This window comes from Oceanicella sp. (assembly GCF_056449545.1).
This window is the reverse complement of record NZ_JBWOMN010000085.1, coordinates 13,208-39,675: the sequence shown is the minus strand read 5'-3', so window position 1 is coordinate 39,675 and position 26,468 is coordinate 13,208. Positions and strand designations below refer to the sequence as shown.

Sequence of the window (26,468 nt, the reverse complement as noted above, 5' to 3'; positions counted from 1 at the left end):
TCAGAGCCCTATGCGATGCGCGCGCGCGGTGAAAAAGATCCCCGACGGGGTTTTCGCCGGGATTTCGGCGAGTTTCTCGAATGTGGCGGTGTCGTGGACGTCGATGCGGTTTTCGTCGCGCACCGAGATCCAGACCTCCTGCCCGCGCGGCGCGAATTCCATGTGCAGCACCGCGGGGCCCGGGGTCAGGGTGTGGATCACCTCGCCCGAGGCCGCGTCGATCACCTGCACCGTGTCGTTCAGCGGATGCGCGAAATTCACCCAGACCTGGCGTCCGCCGGGGCGCGCCACCGCGAAGACCGGCTGGCCGTGGGTCTTCGTGCGCCCCAGTTCGCGGAAATCGCGGGCGTCGATCCACAGCACCTCGTGCCGGCCCACGGCGGGCAGGACGAAGCGGTCGCCGGCCTGGGCCCAGCCTTCGAGATGGGGCATCTTGTAGACCGGCAGCGGCGCCTCGCCGCGCCCGTATCCGGGCAGGATGCGCTGCGGGACCGGCTCGGGATCCCACAGGTCAAGCGCGGTCAGCCCGTCCTCGCCGAACAGCCCGGCGATGTAGCGCCGCCCGTCGCCGGTGATCAGCGCGTCATAGGGATTGCGCCCGATGCCGGGGATGCGGGTGATCTCGGGCGCGCCGCCCCGGGCGAAATCCGCGATCCAGGTCTCGCCCTTGTCCCAGAGCGTGAACGCGAATCGCCGCCCCGGCGCGTCCACCAGCCCGATGGTTTTCGACTGCGTGGGGATGTCGGCGACGGGGGCGAGGCTGTCGGCGTCGAACACCCGCACGCCGCCGGGGGTGTAGTTGGACACCGCCACCAGCCTGCCGTCGTCGGAGATCGCGCCGCCGATGGCGTTGCCCGACTGCAGGATCCGCTTCGCGACGGTCTGGGCCAGGATGTCCACCTTGCTCAGCCCGCCGTCGCGCCCGAACACATAGGCGAAGCGTTCGTCGGGCGAATAGACCGCGGTGGCGTGGGACAGGTCGCCCAGCCCCTCGACCCGCCCGATGGCGGCGCGTTCGGAGCGATCCAGGATCAGCAGCGACCCCGTGGCCCGCTCCACCGCCACGCCCATGTCGCCGGTGGCGCGCAGCGGCGCGCAATCGGGCGTTTGCGCGGCCTTGACGGGCGCGGCCAGCGGCGCGGCGCCGATCAGCGCCAGCGCGGCGCGGCGCGAGAACCCGGCGGGGGTCATGGCTGGTCTCCTTTCAGCAGGTATCGGGCGATCCAGGCGGCGTCGTCTTCGCTCATCAGCGGGCGCCAGGGCGGCATCGCGGTGCCGGGCACGCCGTCGAGAATGATCGCGCGCAGGGTCTCGGGCGGCGTGCCGGCGAGGGTCTCGGCGCGCAGGTCCGGCCCCAGCCCGCCCTTGAGGGTCATGCCGTGGCAGGATCCGCAATCCTGGCGCACCAGCCGTTCCAGCGCCGCGGCGCGGGCGCCGTCCTGCGCCGCGCCGGCCCCGGGCAGGGCGGCGAGCGCGGCGATCAGGACCAGACCGAAGGACCTAGGCACAGGCGGCCTCGCCCAGCGGCGCCGGCTGGGCGATCAGCGCCGCCAGCGGCAATTCGCGATGCAGCGCCGCCACATGTCCGATGATGAACAGCACCGGGCCGTCGAGCCGCGCCGCCCCGGCCGCGGCGCCGATGCGCGCCAGGGTCGACGTCAGCCGCTGTTCGGCGGGCGTTGTGGCCGAGGCCACCGCCAGCACCGGCAGGTCGGCGGGCATGTCATGGGCGATGAGCCGCGCGGCGATCTCGGCGATATTGGCCGCGCCCATGTAGACCACCAGCGTGGTGGCCGGGTCGGCCAGCCCGGCCCAGTCGTGATTCAGCGGCGCGTCGCATTGACGATGCCCGGTCAGGTAGCGCACGCCGCCGGCCAGCCCGCGATGGGTCAGCGGCACCCGCGCGGCGGCGGCGGCGCCCTGGGCGGCGGTGATGCCGGGGATGATCTCGACGGGGATGCCGGCGGCGTCGAGCGCCTCGGCCTCTTCGGCGCCGCGCCCGAATATGAAGGGATCGCCCCCCTTCAGGCGCGCCACGGTCAGGCCCTGACGCCCCAGATCCACGAGAATTTCATTGATGCGCGCCTGGGGCGCCGGGTGGCGCCCGGGCGCCTTGCCCACGTCGATCATCCGCGCGCCGCGGGGCGACAGCGCCAGCACCGCGTCCGACACCAGCCGGTCATGGACCACCGCCTGCGCGCGACCGAGCGCGCGCACCGCCTTCAGCGTCAGCAGGTCCGGGTCGCCGGGCCCGGCGCCGATCAGAAACACGCGTCCCCGTTTGAGCATGTCGGTCTCCCTCGCGAGGCTGTGAACTGGAAATGGGCTGGGAAGGCTTGGGGCGCGAAGGGCGGGCGGACCGCCCTTCGCAATGCGCGTCAAGGGACGCGGATCAGTAGACGTCGTTGCGGGTGTTGTAGACGTTGAACTTGCCCGTCGGCGTGATCAGGCGCTTGTCCTTGATCACGTGCTTGAGCTCCAGCGTCTTGTCGTCAACCACGACGATGGCCGATTCCTGGGACTTGCCGTTCCAGACCGAGAACCAGATCTCGTCGCCGGCCATGTTGAATTCGCCCTGCACCACACGGGGCTGGCCCTCGGCGATGCCGGCCCATTCGCCGATCGGCAGCGCCGTGAACTGCGGCTCGTCGACGCCCAGTTCGTCGATGTTGAACACCGCGACCGAGGCCGAGACCTCCGCATCGGGGTTCAGCGGCGCATCCACGTAAAGGTGGTTCGACCTGGGATGCGATTTCACGAACAGCGACCCGCCGCCCAGGCCTTCGAGCTGCTGAACCAGCTTCCAGGCCTGATCCGGGTGGCCTTCGGGATCGGTGCCGATCAGCGCCACCGATTCGTCGCCCAGATGCGAGGTCACCCACACCGGCCCGAAGGTCGGGTGCATGATGTTGGCCCCGCGCCCCGGATGGGGCACCTCGCCGCCGCTTTCCAGGATCGCGGTCAGCGTGTCTTCCTTGGTGTCGATGACCACGATCTTGCCGCGGGCGTTCGCCGCCGTCAGGAAGTAGCGCTTGGTGCTGTCGAACCCGCCGTCATGCAGGAACCGTTCGGCCTCGATCTCGGTGGTCTTCAGGTTCTTGATGTCCGAATAGTCCACCAGCAGGATCTTGCCGGTTTCCTTGACGTTGACGATGAATTCGGGCCGGTAGTGCGAGGCCACGATCGCCGCCACGCGGGGCTCGGGGTGGTATTCCTGCGAATCATAGATCATGCCGCGGGTGGACACGATTTTCTTCGGCTCCAGCGTGTCGCCGTCCATGATCACGTATTGCGGCGGCCAGTAGGCCCCGGCGATGGCGTATTTGTCCTCGTAGCCCTCGAATTTGGAGGTCTCGACCGAACGCGCCTCGGCGCCGATCTTGATCTGGGCGACGGTGGCCGGGGTCTCCATCCACAGGTCGATCATGTTGACCAGCGCGTCGCGCCCGATCACGAACAGATACCGCCCCGAGGCGGAAATGCGCGAGATGTGCACCGCGTAGCCGGTGTCGATGATGGTGCGGATCTCGTAGCTGGACCCGTCGATCAGCGCGATCTGACCGGCGTCGCGCAGGGTGACCGAGAACAGCCCGTCGAGATCCCAGTCGTTCATCTTCCTGGTCGGGCGTTGATCGGGGCTGACGAAGACCTTCCAGGTCTTGAGCATCTCGGCCATGCCGAATTCCGGCGGCTGCGGCGGCTCGATCAGCAGGTAGCGGGCCATCAGGTCCACGTCTTCCTCGCTGAGATTGCCGCTGGTGCCCCAGTTGGGCATGCCGCCCGGCGACCCGTAGGTGATGAAATCCCTCAGATATTCAAAACCGTTCTCGCGGGTGATGTCGGTGGTCAGGGGCTTGCCCGTCGCGCCCTTGCGCAGGACGCCGTGGCAGCCCGCGCAGCGTTCGAAATAGATCGTGCTGGCCTTCTGGAATTCAGAGGGCGTGATCACCGGATCGCCGGGCTTGCGGCCGGGGATCTCGACGTTGATCTGGCCGAGGGTGGTCATGCTTGGCTGATAGGCCGCGGCCGGTGTGTCTCCGTGGCTTGCAGGCTTGTCCTGGGCCGAGACTCCGGAAGCGACGAAAGCCATCGGAAGCGCCATGCTCGCTGAGAGCGCAAGCCTCCGAAAGTCGCGGATGGTTTTCATGCCGGGTTTCTCCGTTGCGCTGGTGAGGCGAGGGGAAGATGACCCCGGCCCCGCCCGCGCGCCTTGACTTTCGTTAAGGCGATTGCGGGGCGCGCGCGGCATGGTCCGCGCGAAACCAGCGGAGTGTCCCATGCGCGCCATTCGCCTCCCGGCCATGATCCGGGCCATGATCCGGGCCCCGGCCCCTGCTTCAGCCCCGGCCCCCGTTCCTGCCAGCCGCGCCCCGGTCTTTGCGCTGGTCTTTGCGCTGGCGCTGACGGCGGCGGCGCTGATGGCGGGCGGTTCGGCCCGGGCGGCGGGGGCGGCGACCGGCGGCGGGTTCCAGACCGAGGCGCCGGTCCCCGAGGTCGACGCGGCGCTGGCCGCCGAACTGTTCGGCGTCGCCGGGCCGGTGCGGGTCATCCGCGAGGCGGGCGACGTCCCCGGCTGGTCGGCGGACACGGCGGAAGGGCCGCTGGGGCATATCGCGTCGACCTGGGAAATTGCCCGCTCGCTGGGCTATTCCGGGCGGCCCATCGACGTGCTGGTCGCGGTGACGCCGGAGGGGCGGATCGCCGGCGCCCGGTTGATTCGCCATAACGAACCGATCCTGACGCTGGGCATCTCCACCGCCGACATCGCGCGCTACGTGAACGGGTTCGCCGGCGTCGATCTGACCCGCGCGCGGCCCGTGGATCTGGAGGCGCGCGACGACCTGCCCGACGTGATCGCCCGGGCCACGGTGTCGACCGGGGTGATCCGCGACGCCATCCTGCGCACCGCCCGCGCGCTGGCGCTGGCCCGGGGCGCCGGCGGCGGGGCGCGGGTGGACCGGGCGCGGTTCGAACCCATGTCCTGGGAGGCGCTGGTCGGGGCCGGGGCGCTGGCCTCGGTCACGGTGACGCTGGATCAGGCCGCGGCGGCGCTGGCGGGGGCGAAGCCGCCGCCGCCCACGGGGGACGGCGCATTCATCGAACTGTGGGCGGCGCTGCTCGACCCGCCGAGCATCGGGCGCAACCTGCTCGGTCAATTCGACTACACGCGGGCGCTGGCCGGGCTGGCGCCGGGGGATTCGGCGCTGCTGGCGGCCTCGCGCGGGTTGCAGTCGCATCGCGGGCTCAACTGGCGCAGGACCGGGGTGTTCGACCGCATCCGCGTGCGTCAGGGCGACGAGGTCTTCGTCCTGCGCAAGGAAGACTACCAGCGCATCCCCAGGCTGCGCGCCGCCGGGGCGCCCGATTTCAAGGAAATCAGCCTGTTCCGCCTGCCCGGCGACCGCTTCGACCCCGCCCGGCCCTTCACGGTCGAGGTGACGGCGACGCGCAGGACCGCCGGGGACCCGGTTTCGATGACCGTGGCGCTGGACTACGCCCTGCCCGCCCGGTTCCTGCTGGCGGCGTCGGCGCTGCCCGAGGCCGCGCCGCTCTGGGTGTCGGCCTGGCAGCGCAAGCGCGTGGAGATCGTCGGCGTGGCGGCGATGCTGGCGACGCTGGCCGCCATGCTGTTCTTCCAGGAAAGCTTCGTGCGCCGCCCGAAGCTGTGGCGCGGGGTGCGCATCGGGTATCTGAGCGTGACGCTGGTCTGGCTCGGCTGGATCGCCGGCGCGCAATTGTCGGTGGTGCAGGTGGTGGCCTTCCTGCAATCGCTGCTGTCGGGGTTCCACTGGGAAACCTTCCTGATCGAGCCGCTGGTGTTCATGCTGTGGAGCTTCGTCGGGCTGGGGCTGCTGTTCTGGGGGCGCGGGGTCTATTGCGGCTGGCTCTGCCCCTTCGGCGCATTGCAGGAAATCACCAACCAGATCGCCCGCCGCTTCCGCCTGCCCCAGATCGAAATCCCCTTCGTGGTGCAGGAACGCCTCTGGGCGCTGAAATACACGCTGTTCGTGGCGATTCTGGCGCTGTCCTTCTATTCCATGGATCTGGCGCTGAAGGTCGCCGAGGTCGAACCCTTCAAGACCGCGATTTCGCTGCGCTTCATGCGCGCGTGGCCGTTCCTGCTGTTCGTGGCGGCGGTGCTGGGGGCGGGGCTGTTCATCGAACGCTTCTACTGCCGTTACCTGTGTCCGCTGGGCGCGGCCCTGGCGATCCCGGCCAAGCTTAAGCTGTTCGACTGGCTGAACCGGCGGCCCCAATGCGGGCGCGAATGCCGGCTGTGCGAACGCGAATGCACCGTCGGCGCCATCGACCCGCTGGGGCGGATCAATCCCAACGAATGCATTTTGTGCCTGCGCTGCCAGACCATCTACCATGACGAAACCGCCTGCACCGTGCTCAAGAACCGGCTGGCCCGCGCCCGGCGCGCCCCGCCCGCGGCGAGGCCCCCCGCGAAGAATGCCGCGCCCCCCCCCGCGCCGCCCGCAGCCCCCGCCGGCGGCGCGAAATAGCCGCGCCGCCGGCCATGCGGGGCGACAGTCGCGGCGATGACGAAAGACTGACGCCGCCGCGGAAACCCGGGGCCGAGCTTGGGGGTGTCCCCCGGCGCGGCGGCGGCGCGGCTTAACGATAGTCAAGGCGGCGGCGCGGCGAATCCATCAGGTTGCCCCCGCAGTTTCGGAGGATCTCCCTTGAGCCCACGCTTTCCCATCGCGTTCGTTCTGACCTTTCTGGCGGCGCTGCTGAGCGCCCTGGCCGCGCCGCAGGACGCGCGCGCCGCCGATCTCGCCCGGTTCCTCGCCAAGGTCGAGCCCGGCGACCTGGCCCCCGGCGCCACCGCTTTCGGCCCGATCCGCGAGGATGTCGCCGTCGCCCCGGTGCTGAAGGCCGGCGAAACCGTGGCCTGGGCGTTCCTGAACACCGATTTCGTCGGCGCCACCGGTTATTCCGGCAAGCCGATCTACGTGGTCGCGGCGATCGATCCCGACGCGCTGCTGACCGGCGTCAAGCTGGTGAAGCATTCCGAGCCGATCGTGCTGATCGGCATCCCCGAATCCAAGGTGCGCCGCCTGATCAAGGGCTATGCCGGGCTCGATCTGAAGGCCGAGGCGGCGGCGGGCGGGTCGGCCCATGACCTCGACATCATATCGGGCGCCACGGTGACGGTGATGGTGATCGACGATTCCATCGTGCGCGCCGGGCTGAAGGTGGCGCGCGCGCTGGGGCTGGGCGGGCTCGCGGCGGTGCAGGCCACCGGCCCGCGCCGCGAGATCGATCCGGCGCGCCGGGTGATCTCGGACTGGCAGACGCTGGCGGGGGACGGGTCGGTGCGGGGGCTGTCGCTCGACGTGGGTCAGATCAACGCCGCCTTCGCGGATTCGGGCGATGCCCGCGCCGCGGCGCGGCCGGAAAAAGGCCCTGACACCGACCTGTTCATCGACATGCGCGCGGCGCTGGTCAGCGCGCCCTCCATCGGCCTGACGCTGCTGGGCGAAGCCGAATACCAGAATCTGCGCGACTGGCTCAAGGACGGCGAGCAGGCGATCCTCGTGCTCGGGCGCGGGCGCTATTCGTTCAAGGGTTCGGGCTATGTGCGCGGCGGCATCTTCGACCGCATCCAGCTGATTCAGGGCGACGTGTCGGTGCGGTTCTTCGACAAGCAGCACCGCCGCCTGGGCGGGCTGGCGGCCAGCGGCGCGCCGAGCTTCACCGAGATCGACCTGTTCAGGATCCCGGCGGAGTCGGGCTTTGACCCGGCGGCGCCCTGGCGCCTGCAGCTGCTGGTCAATCGCCCCGTGGGGCCGGTGCGGAAAAGCTTCCTGACCTTCGATCTGGGCTACCGGCTGCCGGAGGCGCATCTGGCGCCGCTGGCCCCCGCGCCCGCGGGCCCGGGCCTGAGCGAAAGCGAGGAGGAGGCCGCCGCCAAGGCGGCGCTGTGGCAGCGGATCTGGCGCGACCGGCAGGCGGAGATCGCCGGGCTCGTGGCGATGCTGCTGGTGCTGACCGGGGTGTTCTTCTTCCAGCACCAGCTCACCCGCAACGAACGCGCGGTGTTCTGGTTCCGCATGGGGTTCCTGAGCGTGACGCTGGCGTTCCTCGGCTGGTACGCCAACGCGCAGCTTTCGGTGGTCAATCTGATGGCGCTGGCGGGATCGCTGGTCAGCGGATTTTCCTGGGACGCCTTCCTGCTCGACCCGCTGGTGTTCATCCTGTGGTTCGCGGTCGCCGCCTCGCTGCTGTTCTGGGGGCGGGGCGCCTATTGCGGCTGGCTCTGCCCCTTCGGCGCGCTGCAGGAACTGACCAACCGCGTCGCGCGGGCCCTGCGCGTGCCGCAATGGGAATTGCCCTGGGGGCTGCACGAACGGCTCTGGCCGCTGAAATACATGATCTTCCTGGGGCTGTTCGGGGTGTCGCTGGCATCCATTCCGCTGGCCGAGACCTATGCCGAGGTCGAACCCTTCAAGACCGCGATCATCCTGAAATTCGCCCGCGCCTGGCCTTTCGTGCTGTTCGCCGCGCTGCTGCTGCTGGCCGGGCTGTTCGTGGAGCGCTTCTATTGCCGCTACCTGTGCCCGCTGGGCGCGGCGCTGGCGATCCCGGCGCGGCTGCGCATGTTCGACTGGCTGAAGCGCTATCGCGACTGCGGCAGCCCCTGCCAGACCTGCGCCCATGAATGTCCGGTGCAGGCGATCCACCCCACGGGGGAAATCAACCCCAACGAATGCATCAACTGCCTGCATTGCCAGGTGCTCTACCAGTCCGACGCCAAATGCCCGGTGGTGATCCGCCAGCTCAAGCGCCGCGCGGCCCAGGCCAGGAGCGCCAAGGTCAGCGGCGGGGCGCTGGACAGCGCGCTGGCGGGCAGGCGGACCGCCGCCGCGCCCGACCCGACCGGAACCAACGACAAACCCGCCGCCTGACCCGCCGGGCGCGGGCGGCGGCGACCGACCAGACCAATGCCGATCCACGAATGGAGGAAACGATGTCTGACGAAACCAAGACCCTGAACGTGACCCGCCGCGAGATGTTCGGCGTGTCGGCGGGCGGCGCGCTGCTGGCCTCGACGGCCGCCGGCGCGGTGGCCGTGGGCGCCACCGCGGCGCAGGCCTCGGGCGACGCCGTGGCGCTGAAGCCCGGCGAACTCGACGAATACTACGGCTTCTGGTCCTCGGGCCAGTCCGGCGAGCTGCGCATCATGGGCGTGCCGTCGATGCGCGAACTGATGCGCGTGCCGGTGTTCAACCGCTGCTCGGCCACCGGCTGGGGGCAGACCAATGAATCGATGAAGATCCTCACCGAGGGCCTGCTGCCCGAAACCAGGGCCTATCTGGCCGCGCAGGGCAAGAAGACCTACGACAACGGCGACCTGCATCACCCGCACATGTCCTTCACCGACGGCGTCTATGACGGGCGCTATCTGTTCATGAACGACAAGGCCAACACCCGCGTCGCCCGGGTGCGCTGCGACGTGATGAAATGCGACAAGATCATCGAGATCCCCAACGCCAACGACATCCACGGCCTGCGCCCGCAGAAATTCCCGCGCACCGGCTACATCTTCGCCAATGGCGAACACGAGGCGCCGCTGGTCAATGACGGCAAGATCCTCGACGAGCCCGGCGAATACGTCTGCATCTTCACCGCCGTCGATGGCGACGAGATGAAGGTCGCCTGGCAGGTGATCGTCAGCGGCAACCTCGACAACACCGATTGCGACTATCAGGGCAAATACGCCTTCTCGACCTCCTACAACTCGGAAATGGGCATGAACCTGGCCGAGATGACGGAATCCGAGATGGACCACGTGGTGGTCTTCAACCTCAAGGCCATCGAGGCCGGGGTCGCGGCGGGCGACGGGCAGATGCTGAACGGCGTTCGGGTGCTCGACGGGCGCAAGGGGTCGAAATACACCCGCTACGTGCCGATCCCCAATTCGCCGCACGGGGTCAACGCCTCGCCCGACGGCAAGCACATCATGATCAACGGCAAGCTGTCGCCCACGGTCTCGGTGATCGACGTGACCAAGGTGGACGCGCTGTTCGCCGATGACGCCGACCCGCGGTCCTGCATCGTCGCCGAACCGCAGCTCGGCCTCGGGCCGCTGCACACCGCGTTCGACAATCGCGGCTTCGCCTACACCACGCTGTTCCTCGACAGCCAGGTGGTGAAATGGGACGTGGACAAGGCGATCCGCGCCTATGCGGGCGAAGACGTGGACCCGATCCATTCCAAGCTGGACGTGCATTACCAGCCGGGCCACAACCACACCTCCATGGGCGAAACCAGGGAAGCCGACGGCAAATGGCTGGTCTCGCTCAACAAGTTCTCCAAGGACCGGTTCCTGAACGTGGGGCCGCTGAAGCCCGAGAACGATCAGCTGATCGACATCTCGGGCGACGAGATGAAGCTGGTGCATGACGGCCCGACCTTCGCCGAGCCCCATGACTGCATCATCGTGCACCGCTCCAAGGTGAACCCGGACGTGCTGTGGAAACGCGACGATCCCATGTTCGCGGAGGCCGTGGCCCAGGCCAGGGCCGACGGCGTGGATCTGGAGGAAGGCGCCGACGAACCCATCCGCGACGGCAACAAGGTGCGCGTCTACATGGCGTCGAGCGCGCCGACCTTCAGCCTGGAGAAGTTCACGGTCAGGCAGGGCGACGAGGTGACGATCTACATCACCAACATCGACGACATCGACGACCTGACCCACGGCTTCACCATGGCCAATTTCGGCGTGGCCATGGAGGTGGCGCCGCAGGCCACCGCCTCGGTGACCTTCATCGCCGAACGTCCCGGCGTGCACTGGTTCTACTGCCAGTGGTTCTGCCATGCGCTGCACATGGAGATGCGCGGCCGCATGCTGGTCGAGCCGCGGGGCGCCTGACCATGCGGCGCGTCCGGGTCCTCGCCGCCATCCTGCTGGCGCTGTCCGTCCCGCCGCTGGCGGCGGCGGAGCGCATGGTGGCGGCCGAACCGGGCGCGCTGGCCAACGCCCTGGCGCAGGCGCGGGACGGCGACGTCCTGCGCCTGGCGGCGGGGCGGCATCGGGGGGGCATCGTCATCGACCGCCCCCTGACGCTCGACGGGGGCGGGGTCGCCGAACTGACCGGCGCGCGCGTCGGCAGCGTCGTCACCGTGGCCGCGCCCGACGTGACCCTGCGCGGGCTGATCATCGCCGGGTCCGGCGATTCGCACGAAACCGTCGATTCCGGGGTGACGCTGGCCAAGACCGCCCTGCGCGCCGTGGTCCGGGACAACCGGCTGATCGGCAATCTCTACGGGGTCAACGTGCACGGCGCGCGCGACGCGCGGGTCATGGGCAACGTCATCGAGGGGCGGCGCGACCATCGCGTCAACGACCGGGGCAACGGGGTCTATGTCTGGAACGCCCCCGGCGCGCGGGTCGAACGCAACGACATCCGCTGGGGCCGCGACGGGATCTTCGTCAACACCTCGCGCAACAACGCCTTTCGCGACAACCGGTTTCGCGACCTGCGCTTCGCCATCCACTACATGTACGCCAATGACAGCGAGGTCTCGGGCAACCTGTCGATCGGCAATGATCTGGGCTATGCGCTGATGTTCTCCAAGCGCATGCGCATCGCGAACAACGTCTCGATCGGCGATCGCGAACACGGGATCATGCTCAACTACGCCACCCAGTCCGAGATCACCGGCAATCTGGTGCGAAACGGCGCCAATCGCTGCGCCTTCTTCTACAACGCCCACAAGAACCGCATTGTCGGCAACCGCTTCGAAGGCTGCGCCATCGGCATCCATTTCACCGCCGGGTCGGAACGCAACGCCATCGCCGGCAACGCCTTCGTCGGCAATCGCACGCAGGTGAAATACGTCGGCGCGCGCTGGCTGGAATGGTCAAGCGACGGGCGCGGCAATTACTGGAGCGATTTCGCCGCCTTCGACGTGGACGGCGACGGCGTCGCGGACATGCCCTACCGCCCCAACGACGCCATGGATCATGTCTTGTGGACCCAGCCGGCGGCGAAGCTGCTGCTCGGATCCCCCGCGGTGCAGCTGATCCGCTGGGCGCAGTCGGCGTTTCCGGCGCTGCTGCCGGGCGGCGTCATCGACAGCGCGCCGCTGATGCGCCCGGTGGAGATCGCCGTGCCGGCGTGGCCCGGGGCCGCGCGCCCCGCAACCGGAGGCCAGTCATGACCGACGCGACATCGCCCCTGACCATCGAAGCCCTGCGCAAGGATTTCAACGGCGTCGCGGCGCTCGACGAGGTGAGCCTGACCCTGCGCCCCGGCGAGCGCCTGGCGCTGCTGGGCCATAACGGCGCCGGGAAATCGACGCTGATCAAGCTGATCCTCGGGCTGCTGCGCCCCGATTCCGGGCGCATCGAGGTGGCCGGCGCCGCGCCCGGCGGGGCCGCGGCGCGCGCCGCCACCGCCTATCTGCCCGAGGCGGTGGCCTTTCACCGCGCGCTCACCGGGCGCGAACAGCTGACGCTTTTCGCCCGGCTGGCCGGCGAACCGGCCAGCGCCGCGGCGCCATTGCTGGCCCGCGTCGGGCTGGCGGACGCCGCCGACCGGCGCATCGGCGGCTGGTCCAAGGGCATGCGCCAGCGGCTGGGCCTGGCGCAGGCGCTGCTGGGGCGCCCGCGCGTGGCGCTGCTGGACGAACCCACCAGCGGGCTCGACCCGGTGTCGCGCCACGATCTTTACGCGATCATCGACGAAATGGCGGCGCAGGGGGCGGCGGTGCTGATCGCCTCGCACGCGCTGACCGAGATGGAGGCGCGCACCGACCGCATCGCCATCCTGCGCAAGGGCCGGCTGGTGGCCAATGACACGCTGTCGAACCTGCGCGCCGGCGCCGCGCTGCCGATCCGCATCCGCCTGAAGGCCCGGGCCGGCGCCGGCGACGAGGTGTTCGCGCGGCTCGGCGGGCGGCGGGTGAACGGCGCCTCGCTGGACCTGATCTGCGCCCCTGGCGAAAAAATGGCCTGTCTGGGCCGCATCGCCGCGCTGGGGCCGCTGGTCGCCGACATGGAGATGACGCCGCCGAGCCTCGAGGACCTTTACCGCCATTATTCGCAGGAGCGTCGCCCATGCTGAACCGGGTTCTGGCAATCGCGCATGTCGAGCTGCGCATCGCGCGGCGCAACCGATGGCTGGCCATGGCCACCGCGCTGATGACGCTGTTCGCGCTGGCGCTGACCTTCGCGGGCGCGGCGCCGACGGGGTCGCTCGGGGTTGATCTGCTGACCGTGTCCGTGGCCTCCATGACCACGCTGGCGGTGTATCTGGCGCCGCTGATCGCGCTGATGATGGCCTTCGACGCCATCGCCGGCGAGGTCGAGCGCGGCGGTCTGGCGCTGCTGCTGAGCCACCCCGCCTCGCGGGGGGAGATCCTGGTCGGCAAGTTCCTGGCGCATCTGGGCACGCTGGGCTTCGCGGTCGCCGTGGGGTTCGGATCCGCCGGGGCGGCGGCGGCGCTGACCGGCGGCGCGGGGGCGGAAAGCCTTGCCGCGCTGGCGCGCCTGATCGCCACCTCGATCCTGCTGGGGGCGGCGTTTCTGGCGCTGGGCTACGCGGTGTCGGCGCTGGCGGGCAGTTCGGCGGGGGCGGCGGGGCTGGCGGCGGGGGTCTGGCTGGTTTTCGTGGTGCTCTACGATCTCGGCATGCTGGGCGCCGTGGTCTACGACGCCGACGGCGCCTTCACGCGCCACGTGTTCCCGTGGCTGCTGGCGGCCAATCCGGCGGATGCGTTCCGGCTGTGGAATGTCGCCGCCTCGGACAATCTGGCGCTGGCCTCGGGCATGACCGGCGCGGCCTCGGCGCTGCCGGTCTGGGCGGCGCCGCTGTCGGCGCTGGCCTGGCCGCTGATCGCGCTGTGGCTGGCGCGCGCCGCCTTCGGGCGGGTCGAGCCATGAGGATCGCGCTGGCGCTGCTGCTGCTGACGCTCGCCGCCTGCAGGGACGAGGTCGCGGCGATCCCCGATCCCGCGCCCCTGACCGGCGATTCGCTCGGGCATTTCTGCCAGATGCAGATCCTCGAACATGACGGGCCCAAGGCGCAGATCCATCTTGAGGGCATGCCCTATCCGATCTTCTTCGCGCAGGTGCGCGACGCGCTGGCCTATCTGCGCGGCCCCGAGCGCGAAGCCCATGTGCTCGCCGTCTATGTCAGCGACATGAGCATGGCGCCCAGCTGGGCCGAACCGGGCGCCGACAACTGGATGCCGGCGAAGGACGCGCTGTTCGTGGTCGGCTCGGACGCCGTGGGCGGCATGGGCGCGCCGGATCTGGCGCCGTTCTCCGACCGCGCCGACGCCGAGGCCTTCGCCGCGGCGCGCGGCGGCGCGGTGATCGGTTTCGGCGACATTCCGGCCGAGGCGGTGCTCGGCGAAGTGGACATCAAACTGCCAGGAGATCGAGACTCATGAACCTGACCCGTCGACGTTTTCTCAGCATCTCGGCGGCGAGCCTCGCCCTGTCCGGGGCCGCGCGCGCCGCCGGCGGGGCGCCGGCGTCAAGGTGGCGCGGCACGGCGATGGGCGCCGGCGCCGCGATGACCCTGATCGGGCTGACGCCCGACGCCGCCGCCGCGACCTTCGCCGCCGTGGAGCGCGAGGTCGCCCGGCTGGAGGCGGTGTTCAGTCTGCACCGGGCGAATTCGGCGCTGGCGACGCTGAACCGCGACGGCGCGCTGAAGGCCCCGCCGCCGGAGCTGCGCGAGGTGCTGGCGCTTTGCGATGCGCTGCACCGGACCACCGAGGGCGCCTTCGATCCGTCGATACAGCCGCTATGGGCGCTGCATGCCGAGGCGGCGGCGGCGGGGCGGCGTCCGAGCGCATCCCAGATCGCCGCGGCGCGGGCGCGCGCCGGATGGGCGCATGTGCGGCTGGATGACGGCGACATCGGCTTCGCGCGCAAGGGCATGGCGCTGACGCTCAACGGCGTGGCGCAGGGCTATGTCGCCGACCGGGTGGCGGCGCTGCTGCGGGCGCGCGGGCTTGCCGACGTGCTGGTGGACATGGGCGAGATCGCGGCCATGGGCCGGCGCGCCGACGGAACCCCGTGGCGGGCCGGGCTGGCGACGCCCGACGGCAGGATCGTGCGGCGCATGCGGCTCGACGACCGGGCGCTGGCGACTTCCGCGCCGCTGGGCACGCTGCTGGATCGCGCCGGCAGGGTCGGGCATATTGTCGATCCGCGCACCGGCGCGCCGGGGGGGCGGTGGAAACTGGTTTCGGTGTCGGCCGCGATGACGCGGGCGGGCGCCAGCCGCGCGGCGCTGGCCGACGGGCTGTCCACCGCGTTCTGCCTGATGCCGCGCGGCGAAATCGACGCCGCGCTGGCGGCGCATCCCGGCGTCGCGCTGGAGGCCGCGCTCGACGCCTGAGACCCCCGACAGGGCAACGGCCAGCGGGCGCGGGACGCCGCGCCCCCGCCGATCGGCGGGGCTGGGTCAATGCCCCCGCCCCGCGCCCCGCGCCGCGCGCGCATAAACCTCGGCGCAATTGACTTTCGTTAAGGCTGGCCGCCGCCCGTTGCGCCATGTTTGCGCCATCGAAACGACTCCGAGAAGGAGAGCGCGATGCGCGAAGTCATGACCAAATCCATGGCCCGCAACATATTCTATGGCGGGTCACTGTTCTTCATAATCATCTTCATTGCGCTGTCCGTGGACAGCCACAACTACATCGTCGACGAGTCCACCAACAAGGAAACCCTGACCGAGGGCGTGGTGCGCGGCAAGCGCGTGTGGGAACTGAAAGCCTGCATCAACTGCCACACCATTCTTGGCGAAGGCGCCTATTTCGCGCCCGAACTCGGCAATGTGATGAAACGCTGGGACGTCGCCGACGATCCCGAAGCGGCCTTTGAAACCCTGAAATCCTGGATGGAGTCCCAGCCCTCGGGCATCGAGGGCCGCCGGCAGATGCCGCAGTTCAACCTTTCGGATCAGCAGATCCGCGATCTGAGCGACTTCCTGCTGTGGACCGGAACCATCGACACCCAGGGCTGGCCGCCCAACGACGCCGGCTGAAGGAGATCAAGCGATGAAATACCAAACCCAGAAGATCGCCCAGGTCTACTTCCTGGTCGCCATGGCGCTGTTCGCGATTCAGGTGCTTGGCGGGTTGCTGGCCGGCTGGATCTACGTGGCCCCCAACACGCTCAGCGAAATCCTGCCCTTCAACGTCATCCGCATGGTGCACACCAACGCGCTGATCGTCTGGCTGATCGTCGGCTTCATGGGCGGCGCCTATTTTCTCATCCCCGAGGAGGCCGAGCGCGAAATCTATTCGCCGATGATCGCCTATGTTCAGCTGGCCATCATGGTGGTCGGCACGCTGGGCGCGGTGGTCACCTACGTCTTCGGCCTGTTCGAGGGCAACATCCTGCTGGGGGCCGAGGGGCGCGAGTTCCTTGAACAACCCATATGGGTGAAGCTGGGCATCGTGGTCGCGGCGCTGATGTTCCTGTTCAACATCACCCTGACCGTGCTCAAGGGCCGCAAGACGGTGATTTCCAACGTGCTGCTGCTGGGGCTCTGGGGCCTGGCGCTGCTGTTCCTGTTCGCCTTCTACAACCCGGGCAATCTCAGCCTCGACAAGATGTACTGGTGGTATGTGGTGCATCTGTGGGTCGAGGGGGTGTGGGAGCTGATCATGGCGGCGATCCTCGCCTTCCTGCTGCTCAAGCTCACCGGCGTCGATCGCGAGATCGTGGAGAAATGGCTTTACGTCATCGTCGCCTCGGCGCTGTTCTCGGGGATTCTCGGCACCGGGCACCATTACTTCTGGATCGGCACGCCCGGCTACTGGCAGTGGCTCGGCACCGTGTTCTCGGCCTTCGAGATCGTGCCCTTCTTCGCCATGATGGCCTTCGCCTTCGTCATGGTCTGGAAAGGCCGGCGGGACCATCCCAACAAGGCGGCGCTGCTGTGGTCGCTCGGCTGCGCCACGCTGGCCTTCTTCGGGGCCGGGGTCTGGGGCTTTCTTCACACCATCGCGGCGGTGAACTTCTACACCCACGGCACGCAGATCACCGCCGCCCACGGGCATCTGGCGTTCTTCGGGGCCTATGTGTCGCTGAACCTGGCGATCTTCACCTACGCCTTCCCGATCCTGAAGGGGCGCGATCCCTACAACCAGGTGCTCAACATGGCCTCGTTCTGGCTGATGTCGAGCGGCATGGTGTTCATGACCATCGTGCTGACGCTGGCGGGCACCATCCAGACCCACCTGCAGCGCGTCAACGGCGACTACTACATGGACGTGCAGGACCAGCTGCAGCTGTTCTACCTGATGCGCTTCGGCGCGGGGATCATGGTGGTGCTCGGCGCGCTGCTGTTCATCTACTCGGTGCTCGTGCCGCGCAAGGAACTCATCGAGCAGGGCGTCGACCGGGTCGCGGCGGAGTGATCGACATGGACGGTTCGATGATCAGCCCGATGACAACGGAAGGGGGCGGCGCCCCCTTCTACCTCCCCCAGGGCGACGAATGCGACCTGTTCGCGATCGCCCATGCCAACGGGCTGCCCTTGCTGCTCAAGGGGCCGACGGGCTGCGGCAAGACGCGGTTCGTGGGCCATATGGCGGCGAAGCTGGGCCGCCCGCTCTACACCGTCGCCTGCCATGACGACCTGTCGGCGGCGGATCTGATCGGGCGCTATCTGCTCAAGGGCGGCGAAACCGTCTGGACCGACGGCCCCCTCACCCGGGCCGTGCGCGAAGGCGCGATCTGCTATCTCGACGAGGTGGTCGAGGCGCGCAAGGACGTGACCGTGGTGCTGCACCCGCTCACCGACGATCGGCGCATCCTGCCCATCGACCGCACCGGCGAGGAGCTGCACGCCGCGCCGGGTTTCATGCTGGTCGCCTCCTACAACCCGGGCTATCAGAACATCCTCAAGACCCTGAAGCCCTCTACAAGGCAGCGGTTTCTGTCGGTGGAGTTCGATTTCCCCGCCCAGGCGCGGGAAATCGAGATCGTCGCCGCCGAAAGCGGGCTGGCGGCGGATCGCGTCGCGCCGCTGGTGCGGCTGGCGGGCAAGCTGCGCGGGCTGCGCGGGCAGGATCTTGAAGAAGGCGTCTCCACCAGGCTCATCGTCTATTGCGCCTGCCTGATCGGGCAGGGCGTGCCGATGGAGCGGGCGATCCTCGCCGCGATGATCGAACCGCTGACCGACGACGGAGATGTGAAACGCGGGCTCCTCGATCTTGTCACCGCCGTCATCGGGTGAGGCACGGCGATGGCCAAGGTCGCAATCGAACCATGGGAACCCGAGGAGACTGTCGGGAAACTGTGGCATTCCTTCGCCAGCCGCCTGGATGCGCCGATTGCGCATGAGGGAGCCGCGGTCGATCTCGACGAGATCGGCGGGCGGCTGGCGGTCTTCTTTCGCGGGCTCGGCGGCGGGCGGTCGGTGGAAATCCGCCCCGCCGCCACCGAAGCCAGCCCGCACCGGCTGTCCTTTCGCCGCTGGCTCGGCGCGGCGCAGGAAAAGCTGGCCCGCGCCTCGTTCGACGGCGAAGCGCTGCGCCTGCCGCCGCGGATCGCCGACTTTCCCGAACGCGCCGCCAACGCGTCGCTGTATTTCTGGCTGGCGGCCTGCGCCGCCCACGCCGCGGAGGCGGCGCTGGCGGCCGGGGTCTGGGACGACCCGCTGGCCGCCGATCTCGCCGCCTTGCGGGCGGCGGACCGCATGACCCGGGCGGCGCTTGCCGCCTGCCCGGGGCTGCGCGCGACGCATCGGGGGCTGGGCCAAGCCTGCCGCGCCGCGCGCCGCCGCCGCCAATTGCCCGGGCGCGAAGCCGCCATCGAGGCGGTGATCCTGCATCTGCTGGGCGATCCGGCGCCGCTGTCCGCCGCCGCCGCCGCCTGTCTGGCGCGGATCCGGGGGGACGAGGATTTCGCCGACATTCGCGCGCCGCGCGGCTACCGCCCGTTCATGCCGGTTCCGCTCTGGCCCGACCTGCGCCCCCTGGCGGCGAGCGCGCGCGCCGAGGCGGAAACCCCCGATTCCGAAGGCGCCTCGCAGGACCCCGACGGCGACGGCGTGCATCGCGCCAGGCGCAAGCAGGCGGATCAGGCGGACCGGTCCGACAGCCTGATTCTGCACAAGTTCGAGGCGCTGCTGTCCTGGGCCGAGTTCCTCAACCTCAACCGCCGGGTCGATGACGACGACCCCGACAGCGCCAGGAAGGCCGCCGAGGACAGCGACGAAATCGCGCTGGGCCAGATATCCAGGGCCCCGGCCACGAAGCTGAAACTGCATCTGGATCTGGCCCCCGAGGACGTGGATCGCGAACGCCTGTCCGGCGTGCATCTTTACCCCGAGTGGGATGCGCGCGGCGGGGTCTACATGCAGGATCACTGCCGGGTGCTGGCCAGCGACGCCGATCCCGCCACCGAGGCCGACCTCGCCCGCGACGAACGCGCCCGCGCCGAGGACCCGCGCGCGCAACGCCGCATCCGCGCGGTGAAGCGCCAGTTCGAGGCCCTGCGCCCGCGTCGCGTCATCCTGCCCGCCCAGCCCGACGGCGACGATCTGGACCTTGACGCGGCGATCCGCGCCGAGGCCGACCTGCGCGCCACCGGGCGCGGGTCCAACCGCATCTGGCGCGCCTCGCGCATGCAGGCGCGGGATCTGGCGGTGTCGATCCTTCTCGACGCCTCTCGCTCCACCGAAAGCGCCGTCACAGGGCGCGCGGTGATCGACATCGAACGCGAGGCCCTGACCGCGCTGGCCTGGGGGCTGTCGGCCTGCGGCGATGATTTCGCCATCCACGCCTTTTCGTCGCTGCGCCGCGACCGGGTGTATCTGCGGCGCTGCAAGGCCTTCGAACAGCCCATGAACGCCGAGGTCGAATCGCGCATCGCCGGGCTGCGGCCGGGATTCTACACCCGGCTCGGGGCGGCGATCCGCCACGCATCCGCCGATCTGCAGCGCCAGTCGCGCAAGCGCCGGCTGCTGCTGGTGATCACCGACGGCAAGCCCAACGATCTGGATCATTACGAGGGCCGCCACGGCATCGAGGACAGCCGCATGGCGGTGCGCGAGGCGCGCCGCGCCGGGCAGGCCGCCTTCGGCATCGCCATCGACGCCAGGGGCAAGGTCTGGTTCCCGCGCATCTTCGGGCGCGGCGGCTACGCGGTGATCGCCCATCCCGACCGGCTGACCACGGCGCTGCCCGACATCTACCGGCATCTGGTGAGCGGCTGAGCCCAGCCCGCCTGCCCGAATCGATGGGTTTCGCATCGCATCGATTCGCCCGGGGCACGAGACCGGCGCGGCGAAAAACCGCCCGGAATTCCAGCGAACCCGCCGCTTTGCGGTCCGGGCGCCGCTGGTCTTTCGCGCCTCCATGCGCTAAATCCGGACAACCGTGGCGCGCATGGCGTATGATGTCGTCGGTCGTTCGCTTTTCAGGTTCTCCTCGCCCGCGCCGCAGGCCCGGGCGAATGTCGGTCAGGCCCATGTCCGGGGAGGGAAAGATGCGCAGCAAGGAAGATCGCCGGATCGCCGGCGAGTCGATTTTTCTGGCCTCTTTGCCCGAAAGCGTCGCCGAGGACATCCTGGACCGTTCGGACTGCCGCAGCTTCGCGCGCGGCGAATCGGTGTTCATGCAGGGCGAGGAGGCGGATTTCGTCTACATCGTGCTCGACGGCTGGGTGAAGCTGTTCCGGGTGTCCCAGATGGGCGCCGAGGCGGTGGTGGGCGTGTTCACCCGCGGGCGCAGCTTCGGCGAGGCGGCGGCGTTCCAGCATGACGTCTACCCGGTGGCCGCCGAGGCGGTGACCGATTGCCGGGCGGTGCAGGTGCGCGCCGGGCTGATCCTCGACATGATGACCTCGCGGCCCGAGATCTGCACCGCGATGCTGGCCGCCACCTTCAGCCACCTGCATTCGCTGGTCGCCCAGGTCGAACAGCTGAAGGTGCAGGCGGGGGCGCAGCGGGTGGCGGAATTCCTGCTGGGGCTGTGCCCGGTGGCCGAAGGCGCCTGCACGGTGACCCTGCCCTATGACAAGGTGCTGATCGCCGGACGCCTCGGCATGAAGCCCGAAAGCCTGTCGCGCGCCTTCGCCCGGCTGCGCGATCAGGGGGTGGTGGTGCGCCACAACCACGCCGCCATCTCCGACGTGATGCGCCTGCGCGGCTATGTGGACGAGGACCGCGCCGAGGCCTGGAGCAAGGTGCAGTAGCGCCTTGCGGCCCGGCGCCATGCGTTCAGATGTAACCGCCGATGATCTCGGCAAGGCGCGCCTCGGACAGGATCGGCGGCAGGATGGCGAGCACCCGCCCGTCCGAGCCCACCAGATAGATGAAGCTGCCATGGGAAAACACCGGCGTGCCGTCAGGCAGGTCGAAGAGCTTCTCCGCCTGAATCTGGAACGCCGCCCGGGCCTCGGCCAGCGCCTCGGGCGATCCGGTGAGCCCGACCAGCCGCGGGTGCCAGCGCGGCAGGGCCCTGGCCATCGCCGCCGGCGTGTCGTTCACCGGGTCCACGGTGATCATCAGCGCGTCGATCCGCGCCGCCTTGTCCCCCAGCAGATCCAGCGCCGCGCCGACGCGCGGCAGGGCAATGGAACAGATCGCCTTGCAATTGGCGTAGCCGAAGAACACCAGCGCCGGGCGCCCGGCGTAATCCGCCTCGGTGCGGCGCACGCCATTGTGATCGATCAGGTCGAAGCGCATCCTGATTTCGACGGGAAACGGCAGGCCCGACGCGGCGTCCGGCGCGGGCGCGACGCCGCCCGCCCCGGCCTGCGCATGGGCGGCGGCGGCTTTCGGCGTGGCGTGAACCACGCCGTCATGGGCCATGGCCGGGGCGGCGGCGAACGGCCCGAACGCCGCCAGCAGCAGCCCGAGCCGGGCGAAGCGTCGGCGGCTCATTCGAACAGATACTCGATGAAGGCCGCGTCCTTCTCCAGCCCCAGCCCCAGATAGCCGTCGCGCGCGATGCGATCGACTATGCGGGGATCCTTGCGGAACCACGGGCCCTTCTGCCTGGCGGCTTCGGGGTTTTCCCGGCGCCAGACCCTGGTCCAGCGATTGGTCTTGCGCCATTCGTCTTCGCCCACGCGGCGGATCAGCTGCACCTGGTAGACCTTGACGGGGACCTCGTCGGGGTCGCCGGCCAGCAGCCCGTCGACCTCAACCATCTGGTTGCAATAGGGCAGCAGGTCCTCGCCGGGGCCGGTGAAGATCGGCTGGCCGTTCTTGTTGACCATCACCAGCGCGTTGTCGGCGCTGCGCAGCAGGCCGAGCAGGCGCCGCCCGGCGCCGCAATCCTGCGGGCAGTCGCCGGTCAGTTCGCAGAGCAGGTCCACCACCTTGGCCTCGAAGCGGGCTTTTTCCTCGCCGGCCAGATTCCAGCTTTTCGCTTTGCTTCCAGCGGCGAAATCGCCCTCGGCGGCCAGCGCGCCGGGCGTGGCCAGGGGCATGGCGAGGCTCAGCGACAGGGCGGCGCAGATCGCCGCGATCGGCCTGGGGGCGCGCATCACTTCGGCTCCGGGATGGCGAAGCCGGGGGTCACGTCGTATTCCTCGTGGCTGAGATTGACGATGCCTTCGTTGGACACGACCTTTTCGACGATGATGTAGTTGATGCCGTCGCGCCGGTGCAGCATGCCGTCGGCCGTCACCTTGTCGGACTGCACGTCGAGAATGGCGTCGCCCCCGGCGACGTTGTCGTCGCCTTCCCATTTCAGCACCATGTAGACCGTGCCGTCCTCGGCCAGCAGCCCCACCGGCGTGCCCCCCGCGGCGCACCACAGCGCGCAGGTGTGATGCGCCGTGCCGACCACCGCGTCGGGGCCGCCCATGACGCCGGAATAATAGCACCATGTGTCGATGATCTCGCCGGTCACGCGCACCCGCTCGGGCGCGGTCCGGGTCCCGGCGGCCAGCGCGCCGAGCGGCGCCAGCGCCAGCAGGGCGCCAAGGGCGGCGGTCGTCTTTGTCGGGGTCATCGCATCCTCCTGTCGGGTCCCGGGCCGGGGATTCACGGTCGCGAAAGCATACGCCAATAATAGGTTTCCCGCTGGAGGAGAAACGCGATCGCCCGCGCCGGAGCGTTCACATTGAAATGAGCAAGGCGTGAGCGCCACGGGCGGCGCGGCGCGGCGCCGGCGCCGCGATGGTGGACCGGTTGGTCCGGCCTGCCTATCATCCACGGCGACACCGGCCGGAAAAGGAGCGTCATGCCCCGCAATCACAAGCGATTTTTCGCACGCGCGCGCCGGCTTGACGCCCCTTGCGCTTCGCGCGCGCCCAGCGTCGCGGCGCTGCTCGCCGCCTGGCTCTGCGCCGCGTTCATGGCGCTGCTGGCCGGCGCGCCGCCCGCGGCGGCGCAGCTTGGCGCGCTGACCGGCGACGGCGGCGCCGATCCCGCGGTCGGCGAGGCCATGCTGGACAGCCCCGAGGCGGTGCGCGAGATGGTCGCCCGGCTGTCGGACCGGGAGGTGCGCGACCTGCTGCTCAGGCGTCTCGACGCGGTGGTCGAGGCCAGGGCCGAGGCCGAATCGAAAAGCGGCACGGCGCTGGATTTCCTCATGCGCAACCTCGTCGGCGCGGGCATGGAGGCGGTGGAGATGATCATCGCCGCGCCGCGCATGATGAACGGGCTGATGAGCGGCGTCGCCGAGTTCAGCGGCCGGCGCGGGCCCATGGGCACGGCGATCTGGCTGGGCGTGCTGGCGGGCGCCCTTGTCATCGGGCTGATCGGCGAATTCCTGGTGAACCGGCTTTCGAACGGCTGGAAGCGCCGCATCCGCCAGTCGGCGGCCGAGGACTTGCGCGGCGTGCTGGCCTTGCTGGCGCGGCGCTGCGCGCTGGATTTCATCGGGCTGGCGGTGTTCTTCGGGCTGGTCTACGCGGTGATCTGGAACGTGATGCCGCCCAAGCCGCTGTTCAATCGCGAGGCGGCGTGGCAATTGGTGATCTCGGTGGTCATGTATCCGCGGGTGATGTTCGCGATCTCGCGCTTCGTGCTGGCGCCGCGGCGGCGCGCGCTGCGCCTGCTCAACACCGATGACGACACCGCGCGCTATCTGCATCGCAACCTGATCATCCTGGCGCTGATCAAGGCGCTGCCGGTGTATCTGCTGCCGTTCCTGGCCTCGCACGGGGTCAAGGTCGGGGACCTGACCATCGGCGTGTGGCTGAATTTCCTGTTCTACGGCTGGCTGATCGTGGTGTTCTGGCGGGCGCGCGAGGGGCTGGCGATGATGATGCGCGCCCGCGACGCGAAACCGCGCCCCACGGACATGCTTTACCCCTACGGGTCGATTGCGCTGGTGGCGGCGACCTGGCTGTTCGTGCTGATGCTGCTGTCGGCGGACCGCTTCGACCTGCTGGGCCATCGCATCGACCGCACCTTGCTGCTGTTGCTGCTGACGCCGATCTTCGACACCGCGCTGCGCGGGCTGGTGCGCCATCTGGCGCCGCCGATGCTGGGCGAGGGGCCGGTGGCCGAACAGGCGCACCGCTCCGCCTTGCGGGCCTATCTGCGCATCGGCCGCGCGATCGTCGCGGCGCTGGTGATCCGCAGCGTCGCCGACATCTGGGGGCTGCAGTTGGGCAACATCGCCGCCAGGGGCCTGGGCGCGAATTTCGCCTCCGGCTTCGTCGAATTCCTGCTGATCGTCGCCATCGGCTATCTGGCGTGGGAGGTCACGACCCTGTGGATCAACCGCAAGCTCGCCGCCGAACGATCGGCCGGGGGCGGCGCGCCCGAGGCCAACGCGCCGGGCGGCGGCGGCGAGGGCGGCGGGTTTCAGGGCGGCTCGCGGCTCACCACCGTGCTGCCGCTGCTGAGCCTGGCGCTGCAGGTGGTGATCGTGATGCTGACGGTGCTGTTCGCGCTGGGCAATCTGGGCATCGACGTCACCCCGCTGCTGGCCGGGGCCGGGATCGTCGGCATCGCCATCGGCTTTGGCGCCCAGAAACTGGTGGCCGACGTGGTGGCGGGGCTGTTCTTCCTGATCGACGACGCCTTTCGCATCGGCGAATACGTGGATGTGGAGGGCACCATGGGCACGGTCGAACGCATCACCATCCGGTCCCTGCAGCTGCGCCACCACCGCGGCGCGGTGCACACCATCCCCTTCGGCGAAATCCCGCGCATCACCAATTATTCCCGCGACTGGGTGATCATGAAGCTGCGCTTCACCGTGCCCTTCGACACCGATCTCAACAAGGTGAAGAAACTGTTCAAGCAGATCGGCCAGGACATGATGAAGGTGCCCGAATTCGCCGCCGATTTCCTGCAGCCTTTCAAGAGCCAGGGCGTGCTGGAGGTCGATGACGTGGGCATCGTCATCCGCGGCAAGTTCGCCACCCGCCCCGGCAAGCAGTTCCTGCTGCGCAAGGAGATTTTCGCCCGGGTGCAGAAGGCTTTCGACGAGAACGGCATCCAGTTCGCCCGCAAGGAGGTGCGGGTGAATGTGGGCGGGCTGGACGGCGGCCATGACCTGGACGAGGCGCAGCAGCACGCCGTCGGCGCCGCCGCCGCCGAGGCCGCCGACGCGCAGAAGAAGGCGCAGCAGGCGGCCGGGGCCGGGACCGGCGCGGGCGGCGGCCGCCCGGGGGATTGACGCGCCCCGCCGCGCGGCGTTCTGTGGGGGCGCCCGGGACAGGAGGATCCAACAGCCATGCGGTATCACGTGCGCCGGAACGCCGACAGCTACGGGCACGGGATCGGCATCCTGCTGATCGACTGCGCCTCGCCCTTCATTCCCGGCGACGTGGGCAACGCCTCGACCTATCCGTTTCCGGTGCTGTATCGCACCGTGAAGGGCGTGACGCTGGAACGGCTGATCGAGCAGGGCGACGAAAGCCTGACCGACGCGGTGATCGCCGCGGCGCTGGCGCTGCAGGACATGGGCGTGCGCGCCGTGGCCAGCGATTGCGGCTACATGGCGCTGTTCCAGACCCGGGTGGCGGCGGCGCTGCGCGTGCCGGCGATCCTCTCCAGTCTGCTGCAACTGCCGCTGATCGCGCAAAGCCTCGGGCCGACGGGCGAGATCGGCGTGATCTGCGCCAATGGCCGGCGCATGACCCCGGCGCTGCTGCGCGCCGCAGGGGTTCAGGACCCGGCGCGGCTGATCATTCGCGGGCTCGAGGACAAGCCGCATTTCCGCGCCCCGGTGCTTGACGAGACCGGCGCGATCGAACCGGAAAAGGTCGAGGCCGAGGTGGTGGAGACCGCCGAGGCGATGCTGCGCGACAATCCCGGCATCGGCGCGTTCCTGCTGGAATGCTCCAACCTGCCGCCCTACGCCCACGCGGTGCAGGCCGCCACCGGGCGCCCGGTGTTCGATTTCAACACCATGATCGAGATGTTCTTCGCCGCCGCGACCCGCAAGCCCTATCAGGGGATCTACTGAGACCGGGATCGCGCCGCCGAAGAATAAACTTGGGGCGATGTCGCAATTGACTTGCGAAAGTCGCCAGTGATCGCGAATAGCGCGCCGCCGCCTTCCTA

22 protein-coding genes are annotated in these 26,468 nt (G+C 69.5%); 15 read left to right on the top strand and 7 right to left on the bottom strand.

Going from position 1 to position 26,468, the window contains the following annotated elements:
- The 4 genes from AC1HC7_RS11790 to AC1HC7_RS11775 form a co-directional block, all read right to left on the bottom strand.
- Entirely contained in the window at positions 1-1,191 is a 1,191-nt protein-coding gene (locus AC1HC7_RS11790; RefSeq protein ID WP_479497491.1) for a cytochrome D1 domain-containing protein, read from the bottom strand.
- Entirely contained in the window at positions 1,188-1,508 is a 321-nt protein-coding gene (locus tag AC1HC7_RS11785; protein WP_479497490.1) for a c-type cytochrome, read from the bottom strand. Before AC1HC7_RS11785 ends, AC1HC7_RS11790 begins: the two co-directional genes overlap by 4 nt.
- A complete protein-coding gene (gene cobA, locus AC1HC7_RS11780; protein WP_479497489.1) occupies positions 1,501-2,289 on the bottom strand; it encodes a uroporphyrinogen-III C-methyltransferase in 789 nt (262 codons plus the stop codon). Before cobA ends, AC1HC7_RS11785 begins: the two co-directional genes overlap by 8 nt.
- A gap of 103 nt (positions 2,290-2,392) precedes the next feature.
- Positions 2,393-4,147, bottom strand: a complete 1,755-nt coding sequence (locus tag AC1HC7_RS11775; RefSeq protein WP_479497488.1) for a cytochrome D1 domain-containing protein — start codon at positions 4,145-4,147, stop codon at positions 2,393-2,395.
- A 166-nt stretch (positions 4,148-4,313) separates the two neighbouring features.
- Between AC1HC7_RS11775 and AC1HC7_RS11770 the strand changes: the two genes are divergently transcribed.
- From AC1HC7_RS11770 to AC1HC7_RS11710, 13 genes are all read left to right on the top strand, one after another.
- Positions 4,314-6,509 carry a 4Fe-4S binding protein gene (locus AC1HC7_RS11770; protein WP_479497487.1) on the top strand — a complete coding sequence of 732 codons (2,196 nt, stop codon included), beginning with the start codon at positions 4,314-4,316 and terminating at the stop codon, positions 6,507-6,509.
- Between the two features lie 180 nt (positions 6,510-6,689).
- A complete protein-coding gene (locus AC1HC7_RS11765) occupies positions 6,690-8,918 on the top strand; it encodes a 4Fe-4S binding protein (protein WP_479499043.1) in 2,229 nt (742 codons plus the stop codon).
- 62 nt (positions 8,919-8,980) lie between these two features.
- Complete coding sequence (nosZ, locus tag AC1HC7_RS11760; protein WP_479497485.1) at positions 8,981-10,885, top strand: TAT-dependent nitrous-oxide reductase; 1,905 nt, start codon at positions 8,981-8,983, stop codon at positions 10,883-10,885.
- A gap of 2 nt (positions 10,886-10,887) precedes the next feature.
- Positions 10,888-12,177: a nitrous oxide reductase family maturation protein NosD gene (locus AC1HC7_RS11755; RefSeq protein WP_479497484.1), complete on the top strand. Its 1,290-nt coding sequence runs from the start codon at positions 10,888-10,890 to the stop codon at positions 12,175-12,177.
- The gene (locus tag AC1HC7_RS11750; protein ID WP_479497483.1) at positions 12,174-13,082 is read left to right on the top strand and encodes an ABC transporter ATP-binding protein; all 909 of its coding nucleotides are present in this window, start codon (positions 12,174-12,176) and stop codon (positions 13,080-13,082) included. Before AC1HC7_RS11755 ends, AC1HC7_RS11750 begins: the two co-directional genes overlap by 4 nt.
- Positions 13,079-13,900 (top strand): ABC transporter permease, encoded by an 822-nt coding sequence (locus AC1HC7_RS11745; RefSeq protein WP_479497502.1) that lies wholly within the window; start codon positions 13,079-13,081, stop codon positions 13,898-13,900. Before AC1HC7_RS11750 ends, AC1HC7_RS11745 begins: the two co-directional genes overlap by 4 nt.
- A complete protein-coding gene (locus AC1HC7_RS11740; RefSeq protein ID WP_479497482.1) occupies positions 13,897-14,412 on the top strand; it encodes a nitrous oxide reductase accessory protein NosL in 516 nt (171 codons plus the stop codon). The genes AC1HC7_RS11745 and AC1HC7_RS11740 overlap by 4 nt, the downstream gene beginning before the upstream one ends.
- Complete coding sequence (locus tag AC1HC7_RS11735; protein WP_479499042.1) at positions 14,409-15,371, top strand: FAD:protein FMN transferase; 963 nt, start codon at positions 14,409-14,411, stop codon at positions 15,369-15,371. The genes AC1HC7_RS11740 and AC1HC7_RS11735 overlap by 4 nt, the downstream gene beginning before the upstream one ends.
- A 195-nt stretch (positions 15,372-15,566) precedes the next feature.
- A complete protein-coding gene (locus AC1HC7_RS11730) occupies positions 15,567-16,019 on the top strand; it encodes a c-type cytochrome (RefSeq protein ID WP_479497480.1) in 453 nt (150 codons plus the stop codon).
- Between the two features lie 13 nt (positions 16,020-16,032).
- Complete coding sequence (locus AC1HC7_RS11725) at positions 16,033-17,400, top strand: cbb3-type cytochrome c oxidase subunit I (RefSeq protein WP_479497479.1); 1,368 nt, start codon at positions 16,033-16,035, stop codon at positions 17,398-17,400.
- 29 nt (positions 17,401-17,429) lie between these two features.
- Positions 17,430-18,221 (top strand): AAA family ATPase, encoded by a 792-nt coding sequence (locus AC1HC7_RS11720; RefSeq protein WP_479497478.1) that lies wholly within the window; start codon positions 17,430-17,432, stop codon positions 18,219-18,221.
- Positions 18,222-18,230: 9 nt separating this feature from the next.
- Entirely contained in the window at positions 18,231-20,204 is a 1,974-nt protein-coding gene (locus AC1HC7_RS11715) for a nitric oxide reductase activation protein NorD (RefSeq protein WP_479497477.1), read from the top strand.
- Positions 20,205-20,476: 272 nt separating this feature from the next.
- Positions 20,477-21,184: a Crp/Fnr family transcriptional regulator gene (locus tag AC1HC7_RS11710; RefSeq protein ID WP_479497476.1), complete on the top strand. Its 708-nt coding sequence runs from the start codon at positions 20,477-20,479 to the stop codon at positions 21,182-21,184.
- A gap of 25 nt (positions 21,185-21,209) precedes the next feature.
- Here the strand turns inward: AC1HC7_RS11710 and AC1HC7_RS11705 are convergent, their stop codons facing one another.
- Genes AC1HC7_RS11705 through AC1HC7_RS11695 form a run of 3 tightly spaced genes read right to left on the bottom strand, consistent with a single transcriptional unit; the run spans position 21,210 to position 22,953 of the window.
- Positions 21,210-21,875 (bottom strand): SCO family protein, encoded by a 666-nt coding sequence (locus tag AC1HC7_RS11705; protein ID WP_479497475.1) that lies wholly within the window; start codon positions 21,873-21,875, stop codon positions 21,210-21,212.
- Positions 21,872-22,483, bottom strand: coding sequence for a hypothetical protein (locus AC1HC7_RS11700; protein WP_479497474.1), 612 nt, complete (start codon positions 22,481-22,483; stop codon positions 21,872-21,874). The genes AC1HC7_RS11705 and AC1HC7_RS11700 overlap by 4 nt, the downstream gene beginning before the upstream one ends.
- Positions 22,483-22,953, bottom strand: coding sequence for a hypothetical protein (locus AC1HC7_RS11695; protein ID WP_479497473.1), 471 nt, complete (start codon positions 22,951-22,953; stop codon positions 22,483-22,485). The genes AC1HC7_RS11700 and AC1HC7_RS11695 overlap by 1 nt, the downstream gene beginning before the upstream one ends.
- 231 nt (positions 22,954-23,184) lie before the next feature.
- Here AC1HC7_RS11695 and AC1HC7_RS11690 point away from each other — a divergent pair, with 231 nt between their 5' ends.
- A complete protein-coding gene (locus tag AC1HC7_RS11690) occupies positions 23,185-25,578 on the top strand; it encodes a mechanosensitive ion channel family protein (RefSeq protein WP_479497472.1) in 2,394 nt (797 codons plus the stop codon).
- A 57-nt stretch (positions 25,579-25,635) separates the two neighbouring features.
- Complete coding sequence (locus tag AC1HC7_RS11685; protein WP_479497471.1) at positions 25,636-26,370, top strand: aspartate/glutamate racemase family protein; 735 nt, start codon at positions 25,636-25,638, stop codon at positions 26,368-26,370.
- The last annotated feature ends 98 nt before the right edge of the window (positions 26,371-26,468 follow it).

What these genes read in the sequence shown, in the direction of transcription:
- AC1HC7_RS11695 (WP_479497473.1), bottom strand. Translation starts at nt 22,953, where the DNA reads ATGACCCCGACAAAGACGACCGCCGCCCTTGGCGCCCTGCTGGCGCTG.
- AC1HC7_RS11750 (WP_479497483.1), top strand. Translation starts at nt 12,174, where the DNA reads ATGACCGACGCGACATCGCCCCTGACCATCGAAGCCCTGCGCAAGGAT.
- cobA (WP_479497489.1), bottom strand. Translation starts at nt 2,289, where the DNA reads ATGCTCAAACGGGGACGCGTGTTTCTGATCGGCGCCGGGCCCGGCGAC.
- AC1HC7_RS11690 (WP_479497472.1), top strand. Translation starts at nt 23,185, where the DNA reads ATGCCCCGCAATCACAAGCGATTTTTCGCACGCGCGCGCCGGCTTGAC.
- AC1HC7_RS11740 (WP_479497482.1), top strand. Translation starts at nt 13,897, where the DNA reads ATGAGGATCGCGCTGGCGCTGCTGCTGCTGACGCTCGCCGCCTGCAGG.
- AC1HC7_RS11720 (WP_479497478.1), top strand. Translation starts at nt 17,430, where the DNA reads ATGACAACGGAAGGGGGCGGCGCCCCCTTCTACCTCCCCCAGGGCGAC.
- AC1HC7_RS11700 (WP_479497474.1), bottom strand. Translation starts at nt 22,483, where the DNA reads ATGCGCGCCCCCAGGCCGATCGCGGCGATCTGCGCCGCCCTGTCGCTG.
- AC1HC7_RS11715 (WP_479497477.1), top strand. Translation starts at nt 18,231, where the DNA reads ATGGCCAAGGTCGCAATCGAACCATGGGAACCCGAGGAGACTGTCGGG.
- nosZ (WP_479497485.1), top strand. Translation starts at nt 8,981, where the DNA reads ATGTCTGACGAAACCAAGACCCTGAACGTGACCCGCCGCGAGATGTTC.
- AC1HC7_RS11755 (WP_479497484.1), top strand. Translation starts at nt 10,888, where the DNA reads ATGCGGCGCGTCCGGGTCCTCGCCGCCATCCTGCTGGCGCTGTCCGTC.
- AC1HC7_RS11735 (WP_479499042.1), top strand. Translation starts at nt 14,409, where the DNA reads ATGAACCTGACCCGTCGACGTTTTCTCAGCATCTCGGCGGCGAGCCTC.
- AC1HC7_RS11790 (WP_479497491.1), bottom strand. Translation starts at nt 1,191, where the DNA reads ATGACCCCCGCCGGGTTCTCGCGCCGCGCCGCGCTGGCGCTGATCGGC.
- AC1HC7_RS11705 (WP_479497475.1), bottom strand. Translation starts at nt 21,875, where the DNA reads ATGAGCCGCCGACGCTTCGCCCGGCTCGGGCTGCTGCTGGCGGCGTTC.
- AC1HC7_RS11770 (WP_479497487.1), top strand. Translation starts at nt 4,314, where the DNA reads ATGATCCGGGCCCCGGCCCCTGCTTCAGCCCCGGCCCCCGTTCCTGCC.
- AC1HC7_RS11730 (WP_479497480.1), top strand. Translation starts at nt 15,567, where the DNA reads ATGCGCGAAGTCATGACCAAATCCATGGCCCGCAACATATTCTATGGC.
- AC1HC7_RS11775 (WP_479497488.1), bottom strand. Translation starts at nt 4,147, where the DNA reads ATGAAAACCATCCGCGACTTTCGGAGGCTTGCGCTCTCAGCGAGCATG.
- AC1HC7_RS11685 (WP_479497471.1), top strand. Translation starts at nt 25,636, where the DNA reads ATGCGGTATCACGTGCGCCGGAACGCCGACAGCTACGGGCACGGGATC.
- AC1HC7_RS11725 (WP_479497479.1), top strand. Translation starts at nt 16,033, where the DNA reads ATGAAATACCAAACCCAGAAGATCGCCCAGGTCTACTTCCTGGTCGCC.
- AC1HC7_RS11710 (WP_479497476.1), top strand. Translation starts at nt 20,477, where the DNA reads ATGCGCAGCAAGGAAGATCGCCGGATCGCCGGCGAGTCGATTTTTCTG.